The organism is Bacillus sp. MMSF_3328, assembly GCF_030733525.1.
Taxonomy (GTDB): Bacteria; Bacillota; Bacilli; order Bacillales; family Cytobacillaceae; genus Bacillus_AB; species Bacillus_AB infantis.
The window spans coordinates 301,363-324,037 of the sequence record NZ_JASHIV010000001.1; the positions used below are offsets into that span (position 1 = coordinate 301,363).

The 22,675-nt window shown below is 46.9% G+C and carries 23 protein-coding genes; 22 read left to right on the forward strand and 1 reads right to left on the reverse strand.

Annotation, left to right across the window (positions count from 1 at the left end; genetic code table 11):
- Positions 1–42 precede the first annotated feature (42 nt).
- Genes spoIIIAA through RBB45_RS01535 form a run of 8 tightly spaced genes read left to right on the forward strand, consistent with a single transcriptional unit; the run spans position 43 to position 5,250 of the window.
- Entirely contained in the window at positions 43–972 is a 930-nt protein-coding gene (spoIIIAA, locus tag RBB45_RS01500) for a stage III sporulation protein AA (RefSeq protein WP_022544178.1), read from the forward strand.
- Complete coding sequence (spoIIIAB, locus tag RBB45_RS01505; protein ID WP_009794944.1) at positions 969–1,484, forward strand: stage III sporulation protein SpoIIIAB; 516 nt, start codon at positions 969–971, stop codon at positions 1,482–1,484. Before spoIIIAA ends, spoIIIAB begins: the two co-directional genes overlap by 4 nt.
- Before the next feature lie 56 nt (positions 1,485–1,540).
- Positions 1,541–1,747 carry a stage III sporulation protein AC gene (gene spoIIIAC / locus RBB45_RS01510; protein WP_009794945.1) on the forward strand — a complete coding sequence of 69 codons (207 nt, stop codon included), beginning with the start codon at positions 1,541–1,543 and terminating at the stop codon, positions 1,745–1,747.
- A gap of 14 nt (positions 1,748–1,761) precedes the next feature.
- Positions 1,762–2,151, forward strand: a complete 390-nt coding sequence (gene spoIIIAD / locus RBB45_RS01515; protein WP_087944257.1) for a stage III sporulation protein AD — start codon at positions 1,762–1,764, stop codon at positions 2,149–2,151.
- A 37-nt stretch (positions 2,152–2,188) separates the two neighbouring features.
- Positions 2,189–3,388, forward strand: coding sequence for a stage III sporulation protein AE (spoIIIAE, locus tag RBB45_RS01520; protein ID WP_101550267.1), 1,200 nt, complete (start codon positions 2,189–2,191; stop codon positions 3,386–3,388).
- Positions 3,389–3,399: 11 nt separating this feature from the next.
- On the forward strand, positions 3,400–4,020 hold the full coding sequence (gene spoIIIAF, locus RBB45_RS01525; protein ID WP_101550265.1) for a stage III sporulation protein AF: 621 nt from the start codon (positions 3,400–3,402) through the stop codon (positions 4,018–4,020).
- Positions 4,020–4,685, forward strand: a complete 666-nt coding sequence (gene spoIIIAG, locus RBB45_RS01530; RefSeq protein ID WP_094767083.1) for a stage III sporulation protein AG — start codon at positions 4,020–4,022, stop codon at positions 4,683–4,685. The genes spoIIIAF and spoIIIAG overlap by 1 nt, the downstream gene beginning before the upstream one ends.
- Before the next feature lies 1 nt (position 4,686).
- Entirely contained in the window at positions 4,687–5,250 is a 564-nt protein-coding gene (locus tag RBB45_RS01535) for a SpoIIIAH-like family protein (protein ID WP_009794951.1), read from the forward strand.
- Positions 5,251–5,686: 436 nt separating this feature from the next.
- Here RBB45_RS01535 and RBB45_RS01540 read toward each other — a convergent pair whose 3' ends face one another.
- A complete protein-coding gene (locus RBB45_RS01540) occupies positions 5,687–7,168 on the reverse strand; it encodes a methyl-accepting chemotaxis protein (protein WP_009794952.1) in 1,482 nt (493 codons plus the stop codon).
- 226 nt (positions 7,169–7,394) lie between these two features.
- Between RBB45_RS01540 and accB the strand changes: the two genes are divergently transcribed.
- The 14 genes from accB to RBB45_RS01610 all read left to right on the forward strand — a co-directional run bounded on the left by accB (position 7,395) and on the right by RBB45_RS01610 (position 22,674).
- Positions 7,395–7,895, forward strand: coding sequence for an acetyl-CoA carboxylase biotin carboxyl carrier protein (accB, locus tag RBB45_RS01545; RefSeq protein ID WP_306009031.1), 501 nt, complete (start codon positions 7,395–7,397; stop codon positions 7,893–7,895).
- Between the two features lie 12 nt (positions 7,896–7,907).
- Positions 7,908–9,266: an acetyl-CoA carboxylase biotin carboxylase subunit gene (gene accC, locus RBB45_RS01550; RefSeq protein ID WP_009794955.1), complete on the forward strand. Its 1,359-nt coding sequence runs from the start codon at positions 7,908–7,910 to the stop codon at positions 9,264–9,266.
- Positions 9,267–9,280: 14 nt separating this feature from the next.
- Complete coding sequence (locus RBB45_RS01555) at positions 9,281–9,685, forward strand: Asp23/Gls24 family envelope stress response protein (RefSeq protein WP_009794956.1); 405 nt, start codon at positions 9,281–9,283, stop codon at positions 9,683–9,685.
- A 216-nt stretch (positions 9,686–9,901) separates the two neighbouring features.
- Positions 9,902–10,294, forward strand: a complete 393-nt coding sequence (gene nusB / locus RBB45_RS01560) for a transcription antitermination factor NusB (protein WP_094767086.1) — start codon at positions 9,902–9,904, stop codon at positions 10,292–10,294.
- Between the two features lie 211 nt (positions 10,295–10,505).
- A complete protein-coding gene (gene xseA / locus RBB45_RS01565; RefSeq protein WP_306009032.1) occupies positions 10,506–11,846 on the forward strand; it encodes an exodeoxyribonuclease VII large subunit in 1,341 nt (446 codons plus the stop codon).
- Between the two features lie 5 nt (positions 11,847–11,851).
- Positions 11,852–12,085: an exodeoxyribonuclease VII small subunit gene (locus RBB45_RS01570; protein ID WP_009794959.1), complete on the forward strand. Its 234-nt coding sequence runs from the start codon at positions 11,852–11,854 to the stop codon at positions 12,083–12,085.
- On the forward strand, positions 12,085–12,981 hold the full coding sequence (locus tag RBB45_RS01575) for a polyprenyl synthetase family protein (RefSeq protein ID WP_009794960.1): 897 nt from the start codon (positions 12,085–12,087) through the stop codon (positions 12,979–12,981). Before RBB45_RS01570 ends, RBB45_RS01575 begins: the two co-directional genes overlap by 1 nt.
- 363 nt (positions 12,982–13,344) lie before the next feature.
- Positions 13,345–15,237, forward strand: coding sequence for a 1-deoxy-D-xylulose-5-phosphate synthase (gene dxs, locus RBB45_RS01580; protein WP_253617967.1), 1,893 nt, complete (start codon positions 13,345–13,347; stop codon positions 15,235–15,237).
- 3 nt (positions 15,238–15,240) lie between these two features.
- Positions 15,241–16,086, forward strand: coding sequence for a TlyA family RNA methyltransferase (locus RBB45_RS01585; protein WP_009794963.1), 846 nt, complete (start codon positions 15,241–15,243; stop codon positions 16,084–16,086).
- A 157-nt stretch (positions 16,087–16,243) separates the two neighbouring features.
- Positions 16,244–16,693: a transcriptional regulator AhrC/ArgR gene (ahrC, locus tag RBB45_RS01590; protein ID WP_009794964.1), complete on the forward strand. Its 450-nt coding sequence runs from the start codon at positions 16,244–16,246 to the stop codon at positions 16,691–16,693.
- A 16-nt stretch (positions 16,694–16,709) separates the two neighbouring features.
- A complete protein-coding gene (recN, locus tag RBB45_RS01595; protein WP_009794965.1) occupies positions 16,710–18,401 on the forward strand; it encodes a DNA repair protein RecN in 1,692 nt (563 codons plus the stop codon).
- A 112-nt stretch (positions 18,402–18,513) separates the two neighbouring features.
- Positions 18,514–19,809, forward strand: coding sequence for a SpoIVB peptidase (spoIVB, locus tag RBB45_RS01600; protein WP_371931540.1), 1,296 nt, complete (start codon positions 18,514–18,516; stop codon positions 19,807–19,809).
- 267 nt (positions 19,810–20,076) lie between these two features.
- Positions 20,077–20,865, forward strand: coding sequence for a sporulation transcription factor Spo0A (spo0A, locus tag RBB45_RS01605; RefSeq protein WP_009794968.1), 789 nt, complete (start codon positions 20,077–20,079; stop codon positions 20,863–20,865).
- 234 nt (positions 20,866–21,099) lie between these two features.
- Positions 21,100–22,674, forward strand: a complete 1,575-nt coding sequence (locus RBB45_RS01610; protein WP_240684000.1) for a flagellar assembly protein A — start codon at positions 21,100–21,102, stop codon at positions 22,672–22,674.
- Position 22,675: the final 1 nt, after the last annotated feature.

Below are 22,675 nucleotides of genomic sequence, written 5' to 3' on the forward strand. Positions count from 1 at the left end.
GTAGCGAAAATAAAAGACAGTAAAGCTATAAGGAGGATTTTTGTGGAAACAGTTGCAGCCTTTTTGCCAAAAAATTTATCAGACAAGCTGAAAAATGTCCCTCCTGAAATGATGGAGCATCTGGAGGAAATCAGGATTCGGATCGGCAGGCCGCTTGAAGTGACAGCCAAAGGCATTCCCTGCTTCCTGCCCTATACAGTCGGAGCCGAAGATGCCGTCCACTTAATGAATAAAATCAGCCATTTTTCAATCTACACTTTGGAAGAGGAACTTAAGAGGGGCTATATCACAATAGAAGGCGGACACCGGGTGGGGCTTGCCGGGAAAGTTATTCTGGATGGAGGGAAAGTCAAGGCCATCCGTGATATCTCTTCCTTCAATATCAGGGTGGCAAGAGAGAAGATCGGGACAGCAGACAGGCTGATACCCTATTTATATAGCAGCGGCTGGCTCCACACTATGGTAGTCGGCCCGCCCCAGACAGGCAAGACCACACTGCTGAGGGATATTGCCCGGATTGTCTCCTCTGGTGCAGCGAATCCAGCTATTGCGGCACAGAAGGCCGGCATAGTGGACGAGCGGTCTGAGATTGCCGGAAGTGTCAGCGGCATTCCCCAGATGACCTTTGGGCCAAGAGTGGATGTCCTTGATGCCTGCCCGAAGGCGGAAGGGATGATGATGATGATCCGTTCCATGAGCCCGGATGTCCTGCTCGTTGATGAAATCGGCAGGCAGGAGGATGGGGAGGCCATCATGGAGGCTGTCCATGCGGGAATCAAGCTGATGATGACAACCCATGGACGTTCATGGGAGGAAATAAAGAACAGACCGACATTAAAGCAGATTCTTGAAAGCGGAATTTTTGAAAGATATGTGATTTTGGACCGGACAGGCGGCCCCGGAAATATTGCATCAATTCTGGACAAGTCAGGCAGGGAAATCCATCGGGAAGCGGCGGTGAACCTGGCATGATGAAGATCATCGGCGCCTGTTTCATCATCTTAGCCACTACATGGGCAGGATTTGAGGCATCAAAACATTTGAATGAGAGACCGCGCCAGCTGCGGCAGCTTAAGTCAGCGCTTCAATCGCTGGAAGCGGAAATCATGTACGGGCATACACCGCTCCACGAAGCGGCAAGAAGGCTGGCTGCCCAGCTTTCAAAGCCGCTGTCCTGGTTTTTTGAATCTTTTTCAAAGAAGCTTACAGATTCGGAAACAACCGTCAGGGCAGCCTGGGAAGAAAGCCTGAAAGAGGTGTGGAAGCTGACGGCCTTCAAGCAGGGAGAATTTGAGATCATGAAGCAGTTCGGGGAGACCCTCGGCCGCCATGACCGGTTTTCCCAGCAGAAACAAATCATGCTGGCACTCTCTCATCTGGAAAGGGAAGAAGCCGATGCTTATGAAAAACAGGCAAAATACGAACGAATGGTAAAAAGCCTTGGCTTCCTGTCAGGTCTCCTGTTGATCATTCTATTGATTTAAACCAGGGCTCGCACACGATGCAAGGAATATTTAAGCAGCGTATAGGAGGAGAAATGATGGGATTAGAGGTTGATATTATTTTTAAAATTGCCGGAGTAGGGATCGTAGTCGCCTTTTTGCACACCATTTTGGACCAGGTCGGAAAGAAAGAGTACGCACAGTGGGTCACTTTATTCGGCTTTATCTATATCTTGTTTATGGTTGCCTCGATTGTGGACGACCTCTTTCAAAAAATTAAGTCGGTATTTTTATTTCAAGGATAAGGGAGGGCTCAGCGATTGAGATCTTTCAAATAGCAGGCATCTCGCTGGTTGCAACCTTCCTTGCACTCGTCGTAAAAGAGCAGAAGCCCAACTTTGCTTTTCTGCTCGTTGTCTTTACCGGATGCAGCATTTTCCTGTTTCTCGTTGACCAGATTTATGCCATCATCCATATGCTTGAAAAGATTGCGGTAAATGCCAAAGTGAATCTTGTCTATGTAGAAACGATCCTCAAAATCATCGGGATCGCTTATATAGCGGAATTTGCGGCCCAGATTACGAAGGATGCAGGACAGGGTGCAATTGCCTCGAAAATTGAGCTCGGCGGCAAAATACTGATTCTGGCGATGGCCATCCCGATCCTGACTGTCCTGATTGAATCGATCATTCAGCTGATACCAAGTTAAAGTCACAGCAATCAGTTTTTTTTAATGAGGTGAATAGATGAAGCAGCGGCTGCCGTTTATTTTTCTAGTATTATTTCTCGCCACCTTCTGTGTGATGCCAGATGTACAAGCCTCCGGGGAAAACGAAGGAGAGAACGGGCCAAAGGGAGCTGAGGCGCTGGTTGAAGCCCAGCTTGAAACCCTTGAGCTTGATGAGCTGAAAGGTTTCTGGGAAAAAGTTTCAAATGAATATGGCGGCTTTTTGCCGGAAAGCCAGAAAGGCAGTTTATATGAATTTATTAAGGGAGATAAAGAATTCTCCTTGAAGGAATGGATGCTCGGGGGGCTGAAGTTTCTCTTTCATGAGTTTCTCGTAAATGGAAAGCTTCTTGGCTCTCTCATCATCCTGACGGTCTTCAGCATGTTTCTGCAGTCCCTTCAGAATTCTTTTGAAAAGAGCTCTGTCAGCAAAGCCGCTTATTCCATCATCTTTATGGTTCTGGTGATCATCGCACTGAACAGCTTCCGGGTTGCGGTTGATTACAGCATCGAAGCCATCAGCACAATGACCTCTTTCATCCTGGCGCTCGTACCGCTCCTTTTGGCTCTGATCGCTTCGTCTGGCGGGCTGGTGTCGGCTGCATTTTTCCATCCTGTCATACTGTTTTTGATGAATATCAGCGGATTGTTCATCCAATATGCTGTGCTGCCCCTTCTATTTCTTTCAGCGGTACTCAGCATCGTGAGTGTCCTTTCAGAAAATTACAAGGTGACGCAGCTTGCCAATCTTCTGCGGAACTGGAGCATAGGCCTTCTGGGATTGTTCGTGACCATTTTCCTTGGGGTCATCTCAGTCCAGGGAGCTTCTGCCGCAATTACGGACGGCGTGACCTTGAGGACCGCGAAATTCATCACAGGAAATTTCATCCCCGTCATCGGAAGGATGTTCACAGATGCCACAGATACAGTCATCAGTGCATCAGTGCTCTTGAAAAATACAGTGGGGATCGCGGGAGTCGCGATTCTGCTGATTATCGCAGCGTTTCCGGCAATCAAGATTCTTATGATTGCTTTTATATATAAATTTGCAGCAGCTGTCCTCCAGCCGCTCGGCGGGGGCCCGGTCATCGCCTGCCTCGACATCATCAGCAAGAGCGTCATCTACGTATTTGCGGCACTCGCCCTTGTGTCTCTTATGTTTTTCTTAAGCATAACCGTCATAATCGCTGCAGGAAATCTGACCATGATGATGAGATAGGGGTGACCGATATGGAGTTCATAAAAGAGTGGGTTACAAACATCATATTATTTGTTCTGCTGGCGACTGTTGTGGACATGCTCCTGCCGAATTCAAGCCTGCAGAAGTATACGAAGATGGTGACCGGTCTGCTTCTGATCACCATCATCCTGTCCCCGGTCCTCAAGCTGTTCACCCAGGATTTTGAAGAAGCCATTGGAAAAATAAATATCACTGAAACAGCGGAAGATCATAATATGGAAAATTTAATAGAAATGAAGAAAAAAGAAATACAAGCTTCAACCAGTGCATATATTTTAGAAGAAATGGCTGTCCAATTGAAAACGGACGCAGAAAAGGAGCTGATGGAACAGTACGGATTGGAAATTAGTGATGTAAGTCTAGTCGTGGATGAAAATAATCAGAGTGCCTTCCCTGAGAATCTGGAGAAGGTCAGCATCCAGCTAAAGCAGCAGGTTCCTGAAGAAAAAGCAGTCGAAGTGGTCTCCATGGTAGAAATCAATACGAACCAACCCTTTCCATCAAGCGCAGAAACAGATGAATCAAACGATATCGCTTCACTTCTTGCTCAAAAATGGAATATCAAGGAAGAATCTATCGAAGTCATGATAGAAGGGGGGAACAAGGATTAATGGACAATGAAAAGGGGCCGCTGGCTTGGATAAAGAAACACCTGATGGGAAGCGGTGAAAATAAGAAGCAGGGAAAATATCAATATTTGCTGATCGCCCTATTGTTCGGGGCAGCGATCATGCTCATCAGCAGCTCCTTTTTCAAGGAGGAAGAAGCTGGCGGGGTGCTTCCGGCTTTCAGCAGCCAGGAAGGGAAGGAAGCTGAAGATGTCCCGGCCTTTGGCCAAAAGAAGACAGGCGGGAACGGGTCTATCACTGATTATGAAAAAGCGTATGAAGCCCAGTTGAAGGAAGCGCTCGATTCCATTATTGGTGTCGATGATGTCACGGTTGTTGTCAATGTGGATGCAACTGAGAAGAAGGTATTGGAAAAGAACTCCACAACCAAGTCCCAAACGACCGATGAAACCGATCGAGAGGGAGGTAAAAGGAAAGTGGAGGATTTGTCCAAGGAAGACCAGCTGGTGATTATCAGAGATGGAGAAAAAGAGGTTCCGATAGTGGTGGAAACGAAGAAACCTGTTATACGGGGAGTACTCGTTGTCGCTAAAGGGGCCGATAACATACAAGTAAAAAAGTGGATCATTGAGGCTGTAACGCGGTCGCTGGATGTGCCAAGCCACCGTGTAGCTGTAATGCCAAAAAAATCTAAGGGGGAATCCTGAAATGCTATTGAAAAAACAAACAGTCTGGCTTTTAACAATGCTAAGTTTAGTCGTCGTGCTCTCTGTCTACTACATTACTACTCCTGAACAAAAAAGCAATGATCTGGCCGCAGTCGAGGAAAAGGCAAATGAAGAAACCGCAGGTGCAGAAGAGTCATCTGCTGAAGAAACTGCTTCTGAAGATGGCGAAACAGTCATCTCCGGTGTTTCCAGCGATGAAATGTTCGAAACGCTCCGCATGCAGATGGAAGATGAGCGCAGCCGGATGGAAGAGGAACTCACCAATGTCATGGCCTCCACAGATCTTTCCGCTGAAGAACGAAACGAAGCGAAGGAAAAAATCGACCAGCTTAGAGATGTTGCACAGAAAGAAATCCTTCTTGAAACAGTCATTAAAGCCATGGACTATGAAGACGTCCTTGTAAGGGCAGACGGAGAAAAAGTCCGCATTACCATCAAATCAAAAGAACACTCGCCAACAGCTGCCAACGAAATCATCCAAATGGTAAAAGGCGAAATCCCGCAGCTGCAGGTAGCATCAGTAGAATTTGAACCTGGGAAATAGAAAAGCAGAGGCGACTGTTCCAACAAGGAACGCAGGCTAAATGCGCCACGTCCTGTGGCAACGCCTGCATGACCCGCATCCTGCGGGCCTCAAGCATAAGGCGCTTTGGAATTGAAGTCGTTCTTTGCCTTCAGTTCCGAAGTGACTTATGACTCGAGCACCTAGGAGCCGGAGCTGGACAAATAGAAAAGCGGAGGGCGCTCGTTCAGCCCCGACAAGCTTAAGACGAGCAGAGCGGAAGGTTGTTCTTTAACCTTCTGATCTGATTGGCTTAAGACTCGAGGGGCTAGCTCCCGGAGCTGGACAAATAGAAAAGCGGAGGGCGCTCGTTCAGCCCCACTCTTGCAGATATGCTGAAAAGAGGCAGTGCATCACTGAATGCACTGCCTCTTTAATGTTTGATGCACACTAGGATAATAAATCTGCCGGGTTTCACTTACTTTTTCTGAAACTCCACCAGATCCTCCAGTGAATGATGAGCCTTTTTTATCGACGAGAAGATGTCTTCGTTTTGTTTTGCCTGCTCTCCGACAGAAGCAGAAAGCTCCTCGAGTGAAGCGCTTGCCTGCTCGATCACAGAGCTGAATTCTGTGACTGCATTCCCGATTGAATGGGAGGATTCCTTGATTTGCCTTGTCATGGAGCTGTAGCTGGCAATATCCTCTTTCAGCCTGATGAAGGCTGTGAAGATTTCCTCAAACGCCTGCTGGGTGTCCGAAGTGAGCGTCAGGTTGCCGGTAATGGTTTTTCCTGCAGCTCCCAGGTCTTCTTTTGCTGCCTCTGTCTCCGAAATAACCTCCTGCAGATTTTCAGAAATCATGATGGCCGTTTTCCTTGTCAGGTCGGCGAGCTTTCTGACTTCATCTGCCACTACTGCGAATCCCTTCCCGCGTTCTCCTGCTCTGGCAGCCTCAATAGATGCATTCAATGCAAGCATATTTGTTTGAGATGCTATCTCCTGGATTGAATCGGTAAACGCAGAGGTATCCTGTATCCGCAGTGAGAGGCTGCTCATCTTCGCTATCGCGTTCTGCATTTCCTTATAAGAAACGCCCATTTCTTCCGCCAATCTGCCGACCAGGGCATCGCCTGTCCGGGTGATCAGCTCGGCTGAAGCCGCATCCTGATGGAGCTTTTCTGACAGCAGGGTGGTGTCTTCTGCCTGTTTGTTTGCGACTGACAGGGATTGGTTAATTCCCATGATTGCCTCAGACTGGGTCTGCATTCCGGCGGAAACCTCGGCAATAGATCGGGACATGCTGTATGCAGCTTCAAAATTTTTGCCGCTTCTCTCTTTCACCTGTTCAATCATTTCAGAAATATCAGCTGTGCCCTTGTCTATGGCCCTCCTGATTTCCTGATCGGTTTTCAGGAGCTGTGCTGTCTTTTCCTGAGAAAGAACTATGTTCTCGGCAAGCTTGCGCGATATAGAAAATTGAAATGAAAGGAGTACCGTTACTAAAAGGTAAAGCAGATAAATTGTCACATAATTTTTCATTTCCAATGGAAGGGTGCCATGATGAAGTGCTGCAAAAGCTGTAATGAGTGTGTTTCCAAGAAAAAATGCCAGCCAGAGCAAGACTGTATCCATATAGATGGCTGCTGCGGCAATGATGAAGTATGCGAGGAAAAAAGCTGTTGGCGAGACACTGTTTTCCATAATGATGAACATGACGGCGGTAATCAGGATCATGCTTGTATACGGAACAATATGAATGGCAGATGGAATGCGGTGGAGCAACCAAACAATGCATAGGCCAATGCCCCCGGCAATCAGAATGGCAAGGATGACAGCCAGTTCCTTTTTCATTATAATATCTACAGCAGCCGCTAAGATAACGCTTACAAAAGCCGATTTAACAATCAGTGAATTTTTTCGGGCCAAATCTTCCCTTTTTATGCTCTCAAGCTTGTCCATTATGGTGTCCTCCGTCGAAATAAGTCTAATGCTGTAAGGTTTCGCTGTGCACAGGCATATTTCCTTTGAGGAATTTCACAAAAATTGAAAAAAACATTAAAATAGAAGGGCAGGATGCAAAAAGGTCCTGCTGCTTGAAAGAAGCCGGTTGAACTTTGGTGTGGTCTTATCGTATGATATTAGTATCTAGTCATAATTTTATTTAGGACAAGGGGTGCCGAATGGTATGTTAAAAGTACAAGAAATACGCGAGCTGATTAAGCTTGTTGATCAGTCTACTATCGATGAATTTGAATATGAGCACGAAGGATCTAAAATTAAAATGAAGAAAAGCGCGGCTGCAGAGGCTGCTGTTGTCCAGCCTGCGGCAGTGCAAAGGCCCATTGAGGTGCCTGTCCAGCAGCCTGCAGTTTCTGCGGCTTCTATTCAGGAAACAGCTCCGGCTGCCGTCCAGGAAGCTCCAAAGGAAACTGTACAGGATGCAGACTTACATAAAATCACCTCACCTATGGTAGGGACTTTCTATGCTTCACCATCGCCTGATGCCGATGTATATGTTAAATCAGGTTCAAAGGTATCAAAGGATTCTGTTGTCTGCATCGTTGAAGCCATGAAGCTGTTCAACGAAATCGAAGCAGAAGTGAATGGGGAAATTGTGGAAATACTGGTGAAAGACGGCCAGCTGGTCGAATACGGACAGCCATTATTTTTGGTGAAGCCTGAGTAAGGAGAGCTTTCGATGATAAAAAAATTATTAATTGCAAACAGAGGGGAAATTGCGGTACGGATCATCCGTGCCTGCAAGGAAATGGAAATAGAATCTGTTGCTGTCTATTCGGAAGCTGATAAAGAAGCATTGCATGTACAATTGGCGGATGAAGCATACTGCATCGGCCCGACAGCCTCCAAAGACAGCTATCTTAACTTTACGAATATCATTAGTGTTGCTAAACTGACAGGGTGTGATGCCATCCATCCCGGCTATGGATTCCTGGCGGAAAATGCTGCTTTTGCAGAACTGTGCCGCGAATGCAACATCATCTTTGTAGGCCCGACTCCCGAAGCCATCAATAAAATGGGCACGAAGGATATTGCCCGTGAAACAATGAGGGAAGCGGGAGTGCCGATTGTCCCTGGTTCACAGGGTGTCGTAAAGGACGTGGATGACGCCAAGGCACTGGCCGAAAAGATTGATTATCCCGTCATCATAAAGGCCACGGCCGGCGGAGGGGGTAAAGGCATCCGTGTAGCCCGCACCGAGGAAGAACTGGTAAAGGGAATCAATATCACCCAGCAGGAGGCCCTTACTGCTTTTGGAAATCCTGGCGTTTACATTGAAAAATATATTGAAGATTTCCGCCATGTGGAAATTCAGGTGCTTGCTGATAACTATGGCAATACACTTCATTTGGGCGAGAGGGACTGTTCGATTCAAAGAAGGCTTCAAAAACTCCTTGAAGAGACGCCATCTCCCGCACTTGACGGAGAAATCCGCGAAGAAATGGGAGCTGCCGCTGTTAAAGCTGCAAAAGCGGTTGATTATACAGGCGCCGGCACTGTAGAATTTATATATGACTATCAGAACCGAAAGTTCTATTTCATGGAAATGAACACAAGGATACAGGTAGAGCATCCTGTCACAGAAATGGTGACGGGGGTCGATCTGATCAAAGAACAGATCAAGGTTGCATCCGGAGAAAAGCTTGCCCTTCGCCAGGATGAAGTTACTTTTAATGGCTGGGCGATCGAATGCAGGATCAATGCGGAAAACCCGGAGAAGAACTTCATGCCTTCAGCCGGGAGGATCAGTATGTACCTTCCTCCAGGAGGCCTTGGCGTCCGGGTCGATTCTGCAGCTTATCCGGGCTATATGATTCCGCCTTATTATGACAGCATGATTGCAAAGGTCATTACCTATGGCAGCAGCCGGGAAGAAGCCATTTCCCGCATGAAGAGGGCTTTAAGCGAATTTGTGGTCGAAGGTGTACACACGACCATTCCATTCCATCTTAAGCTGCTCAGCCACGAGAAATTTGTGGAAGGACAGTTCAATACCAAGTTCCTTGAGTTGTACGAAGTGATGAAGTCTGAAGATTAACCGGAGGTGCTGTAATGAGCGAGAACATTTTGGAAATGAGCCAGGGGAATACTGGGCATGGAAAAGTAGAAATAGCTCCTGAAGTCATTGAAGTGATTGCAGGGATCGCTGCCTCTGAGGTAGAAGGGGTTGCACAGATGCGCGGCAATTTCGCCTCAGGAGTTGTCGAGCGTTTAGGCAAGAAAAATCATGGTAAAGGCGTCAAGGTTGAATTGACTGAGGAAGGCATCAAGGTAGAGGTGTACTGCCTGATGAAATTTGGCATCTCAATCCCCGCCGTCGCCCAGGAAATCCAGGATAATATCCGCCAGGCCCTGTTGAACATGACTGCTCTTGAAGCACAGGAAATCAATATTCATGTGGTGGGCATCTTATTTGAAAACCAGAAGCTTGAGCCTGAAATTGAACAGGAAATCTGATCAGAAGAGCCAAAGACAGCTAATGTCTTTGGCTCTTTCCATTACTGGACCTGCAGAAGGATATGGAACTTTCTTGCGGATAGTATTAAAAAACACCTATGAATATAAGGCATAATGGCAAAAATATTGATGAACACAGTGCGAACCCGCTTTAGTTATGCTATTATCTTCTTATGTTATTTGGACAAAGATGCCTAAAAGGAGTTAAAGAATATAATGAAAAGAAGAACAGCGAGAGAAAAAGCATTACAGGCCCTGTTTCAGATTGATGTGAGCCAGGCAGACCCTTCGGAAGCCATCGACCATGTGCTTGAGGGAGAAGAAGGGGACGAATATCTGACACTTCTGGTAACCGGTGTACTTGAAAATAAAGAGGAAATTGACAGTCTGATCAAGCAGTATCTTGAAAAATGGAAGCTGGAACGCCTTGCAACAGTTGATCGAAATCTTCTCCGCCAAGGAGTCTATGAGCTGAAATACAGCAAAGAGGTCCCGGCCAATGTTGTCATTGATGAGGCGATTGAAATTGCGAAGATATTTGGCGATGACAATTCCAGCCGTTTCATCAACGGTGTCCTCTCGAAAGTGAAGGATAGCCTGGAGTCTTAAGCGTCCTGCCTGTCCTGGCCGGACCAAAAGCATTCATTGCCCTGTCTCTATCCAGTTTAAATGTGCGATATGCCTGTTTTAGCCGTTTTGGCGTGACGGATGGCCTTATTTAAACTTATAATAGGGAAGGGCTTTTTACGCTGTTTAGATTATTGTACAGAACAAACAGCAAATGGCATGTGGATACCCAGCCCTTTAAAAGGAGTATGCTATGAAGGAACAGCGTTATCTGACCGTAGGCGCTCTAACTCTATACATAAAAAGAAAATTTGACCATGACCCGCATTTGCAGGAGATATTTGTCAAAGGCGAAATCTCTAATTTTAAGAGGCATTCGAGCGGACATATGTATTTCACGCTGAAGGATGAGAAATCCCGGATCCTGGCAGTCATGTTTTCCCGTTCTGCACGTTCAGTGAAGTTTGAGCCTGAGAACGGGATGAAGGTGCTGATCAGCGGTGAGATCTCTGTCTATGAGCCGAGCGGACAATATCAGATTTATGTCAAGCAGATGCAGCCGGATGGAGTAGGGGATCTTTTCCTGGCCTTTGAGCAGCTGAAGGAAAGGCTCCAGAAAGAGGGGCTGTTTGCTTCAGAACGCAAAAGGCCCATCCCGAAATTCCCGAAAACTGTTGGAGTGATAACGTCCCCGACAGGAGCTGCAGTAAGAGATATCATCACAACAATCAAAAGGCGCTTTCCGATCGCCAATATATTGATTTATCCGGCACTTGTACAGGGTGCCCAGGCAGCTCCTTCTGTTGCTGGCGCCATTAAACTTGCAAACCGGCAGGCCGAGGCTGATGTCCTGATCGTCGGGCGCGGCGGAGGATCGATCGAAGAGCTATGGACCTTCAATGAAGAGCAGGTGGCAAGGGCGATCGTTGGATCGGACATTCCGGTCATTTCGGCTGTCGGGCATGAAACCGACTTTACAATTGCCGATTTTGCAGCCGACCATCGCGCCCCCACACCAACCGGGGCGGCAGAAATGGCGGTTCCGCATATCGATGAATTGGCTGAAAGGATTTTAAACCGCCAGTCCAGGCTTATCAGAGCGATGAGGGAAAGAGCAGTCCTGCAGCGGGAACGATTGGGCAGACTGCAGAAATCATATGCCTTCCGCTATCCGCAGCGGCTGTACGAACAGAAGCTAGAACAGGCAGACAAGATGACAGAACAGCTGAAAAAGAGCGCAGGCAGGCTTGCAGAGCTGAAACGCGAGGAGCGGGACAGGCTGCTGCAAAGGCTCTTGAGGAATCATCCAAATGATTTGTACAAGGATGCGAAGGAAACCCATTTACGCGGCAGCCGTGCACTCGGCAGGGCTATGAAAGAAGTTTTGACCAAGAAGCAGAAGGAATTCAGCGGCATGGTTTCAACCCTTGAGGCGCTGAGCCCGCTTAAGATTATGGACAGAGGCTACAGCTTGGCCTATAGCGGGGAAGGCGAGCTCCTGAAGAGTGTCTCCCAGGTTGAAAGGGGCGATGATGTCCAGGTGAAATTGGCTGATGGAACTTTTAATTGCAAGGTGACAGGCAAAGAGGAGTGATAGAAATGGCTGCAGAAGAAAAACTCACATTCGAAGAAGCGATGAAAAAGCTTGAAGGAATTGTAGAAAAGCTGGAAGAAGGCGATGTGCCGCTCGAAGAGGCCATTGCCATCTATAAGCAGGGCATGGAGCTGTCCAAGCTGTGCCATGATAAGCTGCAAAGAGTGGAAGAACAGCTGACGGAGGTTCTGACAGAAGAAGGCAGGAAAGAACCGTTTGTCATCGAGGAGGAGGAGTAATGGTGCCGAATGTACAGCTTGATTCTTTTTCAGAGGTCCATATAAAGATGCTTGAGCGTGAGCTGGAGGAAAGTGTCAGCAGACTGGCCGCCCCGGAGGTTCTGAAAAAGGCCATGCATTATTCTCTGCAGGCCGGGGGCAAAAGGATCAGGCCGCTCCTCGTATTCGCTACTCTCAAGGCTTTTGGGGAAGATACAAAAAAAGGCCTGCAGGCTGCAGCTGCTGTGGAGATGATCCATACCTACTCCCTTATCCATGATGACCTCCCAAGCATGGACGATGATGATCTCAGGCGGGGGAAGCCGACCAGCCATAAAGTGTTTGGCGAGGCAAATGCCATCCTTGCTGGAGACGCACTGCTGACATACAGCTTCCAGCTTCTTGCACAGATGGCTCCTGAGGATGCTGATGCGGAAGTGAAGCTTGCTTTAATCAATGAGCTTGCAAGGGCTTCGGGTGCTGAAGGCATGGTAGGCGGCCAGACGGCAGATATTGAGGGAGAGGACAAAGACCTTGATCTTGAAGAGCTTGAATACATACATGTGCACAAAACCGGGAAGCTTCTTGCATTCAGTGTAGCAGCAGGGGCTCTCCTCTCGCGTGCAGAGGAAAGCAGGCTGAAAAGCCTGAATGAATTTGCCCACCATCTGGGCCTTGCTTTCCAAATCAGGGATGATATCCTCGACCTGGAAGGAAATGAAGAGGTCCTTGGAAAGCCGGTTGGCAGTGATGAAACCAACAATAAAAGCACCTACCCATCCATTCTCACTATGGAAGGAGCAAACAAGGCGCTTGAACATCATATAGGGATGGCAAAGGCCCGGCTGCAGGAAACAGGCCTTGAAATCCAGCTGCTGGAAGAGATAACCAATCTGGTGGCGAACAGGGATCACTGATTAATTGGCAGTTTCTGCTGATCCTGCAGCTGCCGGATATGAGAAGGAAGCCGTTTGCCGCATCGGGCCAACGGCTTTTTCTTTGGTCAGGAAGTGATTGATTTTCAGCTTATAGACAGGACAGAATTCCCTTTTTGCATTCAGCAGCTATGCTTTTCTTTAGTGAAACGGTTCCTGCCCTCCAGCAGATCTGGATGTCCCATAAGGGAAATCAGTTGGAAAATCGCCTGCAATGCGTTACTCTTATGGTACAATGCAGGGAATGTGCTATATTTTGTTGTGGAAAATTGTCATATCGTTATAATAAAAGAGAATTAATAATAACAGTGATTTAAAAAGAAATGAAAGTGAGTGATCCAAGACATGGATCTATTATCGATTAAGGACCCTTCATTTTTAAAAGGGCTCTCCAATAAAGAACTGGAAGATCTCAGCCAGGATATCAGGAATTTTCTTATAGAAAAACTTTCAGTGACAGGCGGCCATATCGGACCCAACCTAGGAGTCGTTGAACTGACGATCGCCCTCCACAAATGCTTTGAAAGCCCAAAGGACAAGTTTCTCTGGGATGTGGGCCACCAGTCTTATGTCCATAAGATCCTTACAGGCAGAGCCTGTGAATTTGATACCCTCAGGCAGTATAAAGGACTGTGCGGTTTTCCGAAGCGGATTGAAAGCGAACATGATGTTTGGGAGACCGGCCACAGCTCGACTTCTTTATCAGCGGCCATGGGCATGGTCATTGCGAGGGATTTGAAAAAAGAGGATTCCCATATCGTCCCGATCATCGGGGATGGCGCACTGACAGGCGGGATGGCGCTTGAAGCGCTCAATCATATCGGACACGAGCAAAAGAATATGATTGTCATCCTCAATGATAATGAAATGTCGATTGCACCAAATGTCGGGGCCCTGCACAATGTTCTCGGGAAACTCCGGACAGCCGGCAAGTATCAGTGGGTGAAGGATGAGCTCGAGCTTCTCCTCAAAAAAATCCCTGCTGTCGGCGGAAAGCTTGCTTCAACTGCTGAAAGAGTAAAAGACAGCTTGAAATATCTTCTGGTTTCGGGCATGTTTTTTGAGGAAATGGGCTTTACCTACTTAGGCCCGATCGATGGCCATAATTTTGAAGAGCTGTTTGAAACGCTCAGCTATGCAAAGAAAACAGAAGGTCCTGTCCTTCTGCATGTGATCACTAAGAAGGGGAAAGGCTATTCCCCTGCTGAAAAGGATACAGTCGGGACCTGGCACGGGACAGGCCCATACAAAATTGATACAGGCGACTTTGTTAAACCGATCAACCCGCCGCCTGCCTGGAGCAAGCTTGTCAGTGAAACCGTAAGGAAGCTGGCGAGGAAGGACAGCAGGATTGTTGCAATCACTCCTGCCATGCCTGTAGGATCAAAGCTTGAAGGCTTTGCCAGCGAGTTCCCGGACCGCATGTTTGATGTGGGTATAGCGGAGCAGCATGCAACAACTGTCGCAGCAGGGCTTGCCACACAAAATATGAAGCCGTTCCTGGCTATCTATTCGACCTTCCTGCAGCGTGCCTATGACCAGGTGGTGCATGACATATGCCGCCAGAACCTGAATGTCTTCATCGGAATCGACCGCGCAGGCCTTGTGGGCGCTGACGGTGAAACCCACCAGGGTGTATTTGACATCGCCTTCATGAGGCATGTGCCAAATCTGGTGATGATGATGCCGAAAGATGAAAATGAAGGCCAGCATATGGTCAACACTGCTCTTGCTTATGATGACGGCCCGATTGCGATGCGTTTCCCGAGGGGCAACGGAATCGGTGTGCCGATGGATGAGACGCTGATCAAAATTCCTATCGGCACTTGGGAAGTGCTGAAGGAAGGGGACGATGCTGCAATCCTTACCTTTGGTACAACGATCCCGATGGCGATGGAAGCAGCAGATCAGCTGGAAAGGCAGGGCTACTCAATAAAAGTCGTCAATGCCAGGTTCATCAAGCCGCTTGACAAGAAGATGCTGTCAGAAATATTAAGTTTGAATATGCCGATACTAACTATAGAAGAAGCTATCCTGCAGGGCGGATTCGGAAGCGCCGTCCTTGAGTTTGCCCATGAAAACGGGTTCCATCAGGCAGCTGTCGAACGCATGGGAATCCCTGATGAGTATATTGAACATGGAAGCGTAAAGGAACTGCTCGAAGAAATCGGCCTGACCTCTGAGATGGCCGTACAAAAGCTCGCAAAATTGGCGAGAAAAAAACAAAAAAGGGCTTAACAGATGAAAAGTAAGAAAGAACGTTTAGATGTATTGCTCGTAGAAAGAGGGCTTATCGAGACAAGGGAAAAGGCAAAGCGCGCCATCATGGCCGGACTTGTCTATACGAACGAGAGCCGCCTCGATAAGCCTGGTGAAAAGGTAGGCGCCGATATTCCGCTCACAGTAAAAGGCAAGCTGATCCCCTATGTCAGCCGCGGCGGACTGAAGCTTGAAAAGGCGATCAAAGAGTTCGATGTCGACATTTCAGGCAAGGTGCTTCTTGATATAGGAGCATCAACCGGCGGCTTCACTGACTGTGCGCTGCAGAATGGGGCGAAAATGTCATATGCATTGGATGTAGGCTATAATCAGCTTGCCTGGAAGCTGAGGCAGGACGAGCGGGTGGAGGTAATGGAAAGGACCAACTTCCGCTATGTGACTCCTGCCGATCTGGCAGGGGAGATGCCAGATTTTGCGTCGATTGATGTATCGTTTATTAGCTTGAAGCTTATTCTGCCTGTTCTAAAAACCCTGCTGGTTCCCGGGAGTGATGTTATTGCGCTTGTAAAGCCGCAGTTTGAAGCAGGACGTGAGCAGGTCGGAAAAAAAGGGATTGTCCGCGATCCCAAGGTCCATGCCGACGTCATTGACCGCATGATCCGCTTTTCCCTGGAACAGGGATATGATGTCAGAAACCTTTCCTATTCCCCGATAACAGGAGGGGACGGCAATATTGAGTTCCTTCTTCACCTGAGGTGGGAAGGGGAAAAGGAAACAGGCATAAACGGACTTTCTGCTTCCGTGGATGAAATAGTCAAGGAAGCTCATGCCGAGCTGAAATCAAAGCAGCAGAAAGAAGAGGAATAAGCATCATGCTTATTCCTTTTTTTCGGCGCTGGACCATCGAATTATGGCGGTTCTTGGCTATTCGTGCTGTCTATTGCAGAAAAAATTGTACATTCAGCAGAAAATCGGCTAACATATGGATAGAAATCAGGTTTCGACTGCCTATAGAGGTGATAAAGTGAATAAAGGACAACGACATATCAAAATAAGAGACATCATAGCCAATAATGATATTGAAACACAGGATGATCTTGTGGACGAGCTGAAAAATGCCGGTTTTAATGTGACCCAGGCAACTGTGTCAAGAGATATAAAAGAGCTTCATCTTGTAAAAGTTCCTTTAATGGATGGAAGATATAAATACAGCCTGCCGGCGGATCAAAGGTTCAATCCGCTGCAGAAACTAAAACGCAATTTAATGGATGCTTTTGTCCGGATTGATACTGCCGGCCATTTGCTTGTTATGAAAACGCTGCCCGGGAATGCGATGGCAATCGGCGCACTGATAGACAATCTTGACTGGGAAGAAATTCTCGGTACGATTTGCGGCGACGATACCTGCCTGATCATCTGCAAAACACCTGAAGATACTGAAGTGATATCCAACCGCTTCATCGATATGCTTTAAATTGGGGTGAAAATCTTTGCTAAGTGAATTATCCATTAAAAATTTCGCTATTATAGAAGCCCTTTCTGTTTCATTTGAAAAGGGCTTAACTGTATTGACTGGGGAAACGGGCGCAGGCAAATCGATCATCATCGATGCCATCCACCTTTTAGTGGGCGGACGGGGGTCTTCGGAGTTTGTCCGGCACGGCGAGCAGAAAGCTGAGATCGAGGGTCTTTTCCAAATAGACGGCCAGGATCATCCCTGTTATAAAAAATCAAGGGAATTTGGGATTGACATCGAGGACGGGATGGTGGTCCTTCGCCGGGATATCTCACGGACAGGCAAGAGTGTATGCCGGGTCAATGGAAAGCTGGTGACCATTTCTGCACTCCGGGAAATCGGATCTACTATCATCGACATCCATGGACAGCATGAGCACCAGGAATTGATGGATGAAACCCTGCATTTATCTTTGCTTGACCAGTTTGGCTCTGAGGAAATCATGCCGGCCCTGCATGAATACCGGGAAGTATTCCAATCTTATGAACAAACAGCCAAAAAGCTCAAGAATTTGAGTGAGAACGAACAGCAGATGGCCCACAGGCTTGATTTGATTCAATTTCAGCTGGAGGAAATTGAGGGAGCCGGGCTGAAAATCAACGAAGACGAAGAGCTTTATGAAGAAAAAACGAAGCTGGGGAACTTCGAAAGGATTTATGACAGCATGCAGGCTGGCTATACTGCTCTTCAAGGGGAGCAAAAGGGGCTGGACTGGATCGGCCTTGTTATGGGCCATCTGCAGGAAGCAGCTGAACTGGATCCTGAATATAAGGAAATGGCAGATGCTGTATCCAACAGTTTTTATATGCTTGAGGATGTTTCAAGCAGTCTGAGGAGCAAGCTTGATTTTCTTGAATATGATCCTGCCAGGCTGAATGAGATTGAAGAAAGGCTGACAGAAATCAATCAGCTCAAAAGGAAATACGGCAAGACAATCGAGGAAATCCTTGAATATGCATCAGGGATAGAAGAAGAAATTGAGACATTGCAGAATAAGGAAACACATATTGATCAGCTTCAAAAGGAGCTTTCTTCCCTTCAGAAGGATTTAAGCCTTGAAGCCGAGCAATTAAGCAGGCTTCGGAGAAAGAGCGCCAAAAAGCTGACCTCTCTCATCCATAAGGAACTGAAAGAGCTGTATATGTCGAAAACGGTGTTCGAAGTGAAATTTGAGGAATTGTCCAGCCGGGGCTACCATCGCAACGGTGCTGACAAGATAGAATTTTATATATCCACCAATCCGGGCGAACCGCTCAAGCCCCTTTCCAAAGTCGCCTCGGGCGGTGAGCTGTCCAGAATCATGCTGGCTTTGAAAAGCATCTTCTCGAAGCATCAGGGGGTCACATCGATTATCTTTGATGAGGTTGACACAGGGGTCAGCGGACGCGTCGCACAGGCAATCGCTGAGAAGATTCACCATGTTTCAAGGGATTCACAGGTTCTCTGTATTTCCCACCTTCCACAGGTTGCTGCAATGGCAGATACACATCTGTTCATCGCAAAGTCTACGCGTGATGGAAGAACTAAAACAACAGTGAAACCGCTCAATTCCGAGGATAAAATCAAGGAAATCGGCCGGATGATATCCGGGGTGGAAATCACTGATTTGACGAAAGAGCATGCTAAGGAATTGCTCCAGCTTGCCCAGCAAATAAAAATAACTTGAAAAGCTATCCAAAGAGGGTAGCTTTTTTTATATGGCCAAAGGTTATAAGTTCTCACTAAGGAGGCAAAATTAAAGATGTAGCCATTTGACGTGTGGACTAGAAGCGAGGAGAGTGAAGGTTTTGAATTTAGAGCTACTAAGAAGAATAATTGGTGGAATTCTCCTTGTTTCATTAATTGCAGCAGGGTTTTCCAAACCCTTTCAAGAATATATCAGCATTCCCAAAGAGATTACCCTATTTGAAGGTGAAACATACAATTTCAGCAAGGCGGCACCTGTGTCTGCAACAATGAAAACAGAAGCGGCGGCAGCTCTCAAGCAGGAGGGAAGCGAGGTTGCCGTAAAGGGAAAGAAAATTGGAAAAGACGAAATGCTGCTTGAACTGGCAGGATTTCCAGTTAAAAAAGTTGATGTGAATGTATTGAGGGATTTTAAGGTCATTCCCGGAGGCCAGTCAATCGGGGTTAAACTGAATACGGTCGGGGTGCTGGTAGTCGGCCATCACCTTGTGGATGCAAAAGACGGCAAAGCTTCCCCCGGCGAAACCGCAGGGATTAAAGTAGGAGATATCATCACGCAGATAAACGGACAAAATATTGAGAAGATGTCCGATGTGGCACCCTTTGTCCAGGAAGCCGGACAGACGGGCAAGGCAATGAAGATCACACTTACAAGGGAAAATGGCAAAATCAGCACCGAACTGACACCCCTTAAAGATAAGGCGGAAAATAATTTTAAACTGGGCCTGTATATTAGGGATTCTGCAGCCGGAATCGGCACCATGACCTTTTATCATCCAGGTTCTATGAAGTACGGGGCCCTCGGCCATGTTATAAGTGATATGGATACAAAAAAACCGATCGTGGTCGATGATGGACAAATTGTCCGTTCGACTGTTACATCCATTGAAAAAGGAAGCAACGGGAATCCGGGCGAAAAGCTCGCAAGATTTTCTTCAGATAAAAAGGTTATTGGGAATATTAAAAGAAACAGTCCCTTTGGCATTTTTGGCGAACTGAACAGGGGCATGAAAAACGGCGTGCTTGACAAGCCGATGCCTATAGCGCTTTCGCATCAGGTGAAAGAGGGGCCGGCCCAGATTCTTACAGTTGTAGATGATGACGAGGTAGACCTGTTTGATATTGAAATTGTCAGCACTATACCACAGAAGTTCCCTGCAACAAAAGGGATGGTCATCAAAGTGACAGATCCTGAACTGCTGGATAAAACAGGCGGTATTGTTCAGGGGATGAGCGGGAGCCCGATCATTCAGAACGAAAAGGTTGTCGGGGCAGTCACGCACGTATTCGTGAATGATCCTACCAGCGGGTACGGAGTCCATATCGAGTGGATGCTCAATGAAGCAGGAATAGATATTTATGAAAAAAGCGAAGAAAAAGCAAGCTGAAATGTGTGGAGGAAGAAGGCGTGCACGGGGCCTTCTTTTTTCTTTTGTGAGCTCTAAAGAAAAATCGACAAAAACCAGCCAAATGATCAATGTATATGCGAATAAAGTCGAATGAGGAAGAAAACAGAAGAAAAATAAAGGTTTTATCAGGTTTTTAAGAAAAATTCAAAAAACAAAAGGAATTTCGTTTGCATTGTCGAATTTGTCATTTAGAATAGAACTAGATAGAAAAAGAGACCACAAATGGATTTGAGGAGGAAACAATACGTGAGAAAAATAAAAGTATGTATCGTGGATGACAATCGCGAGCTTGTCGGGCTTCTGGAGGAATATATCGCATCCCAGGATGATATGGAAGTGAGCGGGGTGGCCCATAATGGCCAGGAATGCCTGGAGGTACTGGAAGAAACTGAACCGGACGTTCTAGTCCTTGATATAATCATGCCGCATCTGGATGGGCTTGGAGTGCTTGAAAAGCTGCGTGAATCACGGAGATCATCGATGCCGAATGTCATCATGCTTACAGCTTTCGGCCAGGAGGATGTTACGAAAAAAGCGGTGGATCTTGGGGCTTCCTATTTCATCCTCAAACCATTTGATATGGAGAATCTCGCCGGCCATATCCGCCAGGTAAGCGGCAAGTCCAACCCGGTCATCCGCAAGTCCCAGTCATCCGCCTACAGAAGCCAAGAATCCAAGCCTAAAAATCTTGATGCAAGCATCACAAGCATCATTCATGAAATTGGTGTGCCTGCCCACATTAAAGGTTATTTATACTTGCGCGAAGCAATATCCATGGTCTATAACGATATTGAACTGCTCGGATCCATTACAAAGGTTCTTTACCCGGATATCGCCAAAAAGTATAATACCACTGCCAGCAGGGTGGAAAGGGCAATCCGCCATGCGATCGAGGTAGCATGGAGCAGGGGGAATATCGATTCCATCTCTTCTCTTTTCGGCTACACTGTAAGCATGACAAAAGCCAAGCCCACTAACTCGGAATTCATCGCGATGGTTGCTGATAAACTGCGCCTGGAGCATAAAGCTTCTTGAAAGGGCTAGGCATTTTTAAGGTTTTTTTAATTTATGCCGCGACTGCCTGAAAGAAGGCCTTAAAAATGAAATCATATACTTTTAAAGGAGAGCATTCCATTCTGGGGTGCTTTTTATTTTGGCTAAAAGGACAGGATAATGGCAAATATTCTGTTAGTTTATGAAGGAACCTGCCAAAATGCCTATTTTTCCGCTATAATGAATACAAATGCCTGCTGGAAAGGGAAAAGTCCTATGGAGATATTTTCTGATGAGTCGCTAAGAATTGAATGTGAAGAAGATGAAGTTTATATAACTGTTCTCAGAAAAGGCTATTCTTTAAAAAGTCTGGAAAAAGAACTGTTAAATTTTCCGAGAATTTCAATTACAAAATTTATGGTACTGAAAGAGGCGCTTGAACTGGCCGATTCAGGAAGGAAGCTTATTGGCGAACTGAAACCCCTGGCAGCTGTAAGCCTTAGCAAGGACATGATGGAAGCAAAGCTCCGGCTGAACTGCACGGAAGCTTATTTCAATGCAGAATTTAAGACTATAGCCGATCGAATAGCCTTACAGCTTCAGGAACTCGGGGTGGAACATGCGATTGAGGAGGATGTGCTGAGAAGCGTCCCTGTGCAAAAGGAAGCTGTCATTGCAAAGGGCCTTCCTCCCCGGCATGGAAGCGATGCTGTCATCTGCTATTTTGAGCAGAGTGAAAGGAAGCCCGCCATAAGGGAAGACGGCACCGCGAATTATTATGATATGAACTTCATTGATGAGGTTCAGGAAGGGGATTGGCTCGGCGAGAAAATTCCTGCAGAAGAAGGGGTTTTTGGTGAAACGCTGACAGGAGATCCGGTTCCTCCGTTAAAAGGAAAAGATAAAAAACTGCTTTATGACAAAAAAACGGTAAAAGCTTGTGAAGAGGACGGTAAAATGGTGCTGAGGGCGTTATGCGACGGTGTTGTCACATTCCGGGGCGGCAAGGTATCTGTAGGCCGCCATCTAGTCATAGAAGGCGATGCAGGCCCTGAAACAGGCAATATCGAATTTGATGGAAGCATTACAGTCAGGGGTATTGTCAAGCCGGGCTACTGCGTCAATGCTTCTCTTGACATTTCTATTTTAGGAGAACTCGGCATCAGCGGGTTTAAAGAAATCGTTTCGGAAAAAGGGGATATTTTCATTAAAGGAGGCGCGTTCGGCCAGGGATCCGGCATGATAAAGGCGGGAAAGAATATTTATATAAAGCACTCTAATGAATGCAGCCTGACAGCAGGCGGTGATATTCATATCGGCTATTATTCGATCGGCGGAATCCTGAAAGGAAGAAACATCTTTGCGGATGAAAGAAAAGGAAAGCTGATAGGAGGCCTGATAGAGGCTAAAGGAAGGGTGCAGGCCGGCATCATCGGAAACAGGCTGGAAAGGAAAACGATTATACAGATTGAAGGATTTGACAGAAATACAGTCAACGAAGAGCTTGAGACACTCCTTCTTGCATACAGAAAAAGGGCCGCTGAAATGGAAAAAGGCAAAAAGCAGCTTGAAATCTTCGAACAATACATAAATCAGCTGAGCGACAAGCAGCAGAAGCAGTATGAACAGACATTAAGCCTGTTTGAGAGGCAGATGGAGGAAATCGCCGTACTTGACCATCAAAGGAAGATATTGACGGGCCTGCTTGAGACGAAGGGTGAAGGGGAAGTATCCATCCTGCAGGTCGCATATCCGGAAACACAGCTCCAGATTAAAAGCCAATCAAGAAAGCTGGATACTTCAGTCAGGGGCACCTTCTATGCTGTCAGGAACAGCATGCATTTCGAATAGT

What these genes read in the sequence shown, in the direction of transcription:
- spoIIIAB (WP_009794944.1), top strand. Translation starts at nt 969, where the DNA reads ATGATGAAGATCATCGGCGCCTGTTTCATCATCTTAGCCACTACATGG.
- spoIIIAC (WP_009794945.1), top strand. Translation starts at nt 1,541, where the DNA reads ATGGGATTAGAGGTTGATATTATTTTTAAAATTGCCGGAGTAGGGATC.
- spoIIIAE (WP_101550267.1), top strand. Translation starts at nt 2,189, where the DNA reads ATGAAGCAGCGGCTGCCGTTTATTTTTCTAGTATTATTTCTCGCCACC.
- spoIIIAF (WP_101550265.1), top strand. Translation starts at nt 3,400, where the DNA reads ATGGAGTTCATAAAAGAGTGGGTTACAAACATCATATTATTTGTTCTG.
- spoIIIAG (WP_094767083.1), top strand. Translation starts at nt 4,020, where the DNA reads ATGGACAATGAAAAGGGGCCGCTGGCTTGGATAAAGAAACACCTGATG.
- RBB45_RS01535 (WP_009794951.1), top strand. Translation starts at nt 4,687, where the DNA reads ATGCTATTGAAAAAACAAACAGTCTGGCTTTTAACAATGCTAAGTTTA.
- RBB45_RS01540 (WP_009794952.1), bottom strand. Translation starts at nt 7,168, where the DNA reads ATGGACAAGCTTGAGAGCATAAAAAGGGAAGATTTGGCCCGAAAAAAT.
- accB (WP_306009031.1), top strand. Translation starts at nt 7,395, where the DNA reads ATGTTAAAAGTACAAGAAATACGCGAGCTGATTAAGCTTGTTGATCAG.
- accC (WP_009794955.1), top strand. Translation starts at nt 7,908, where the DNA reads ATGATAAAAAAATTATTAATTGCAAACAGAGGGGAAATTGCGGTACGG.
- RBB45_RS01555 (WP_009794956.1), top strand. Translation starts at nt 9,281, where the DNA reads ATGAGCGAGAACATTTTGGAAATGAGCCAGGGGAATACTGGGCATGGA.
- nusB (WP_094767086.1), top strand. Translation starts at nt 9,902, where the DNA reads ATGAAAAGAAGAACAGCGAGAGAAAAAGCATTACAGGCCCTGTTTCAG.
- xseA (WP_306009032.1), top strand. Translation starts at nt 10,506, where the DNA reads ATGAAGGAACAGCGTTATCTGACCGTAGGCGCTCTAACTCTATACATA.
- RBB45_RS01570 (WP_009794959.1), top strand. Translation starts at nt 11,852, where the DNA reads ATGGCTGCAGAAGAAAAACTCACATTCGAAGAAGCGATGAAAAAGCTT.
- RBB45_RS01575 (WP_009794960.1), top strand. Translation starts at nt 12,085, where the DNA reads ATGGTGCCGAATGTACAGCTTGATTCTTTTTCAGAGGTCCATATAAAG.
- dxs (WP_253617967.1), top strand. Translation starts at nt 13,345, where the DNA reads ATGGATCTATTATCGATTAAGGACCCTTCATTTTTAAAAGGGCTCTCC.
- RBB45_RS01585 (WP_009794963.1), top strand. Translation starts at nt 15,241, where the DNA reads ATGAAAAGTAAGAAAGAACGTTTAGATGTATTGCTCGTAGAAAGAGGG.
- RBB45_RS01610 (WP_240684000.1), top strand. Translation starts at nt 21,100, where the DNA reads ATGGAGATATTTTCTGATGAGTCGCTAAGAATTGAATGTGAAGAAGAT.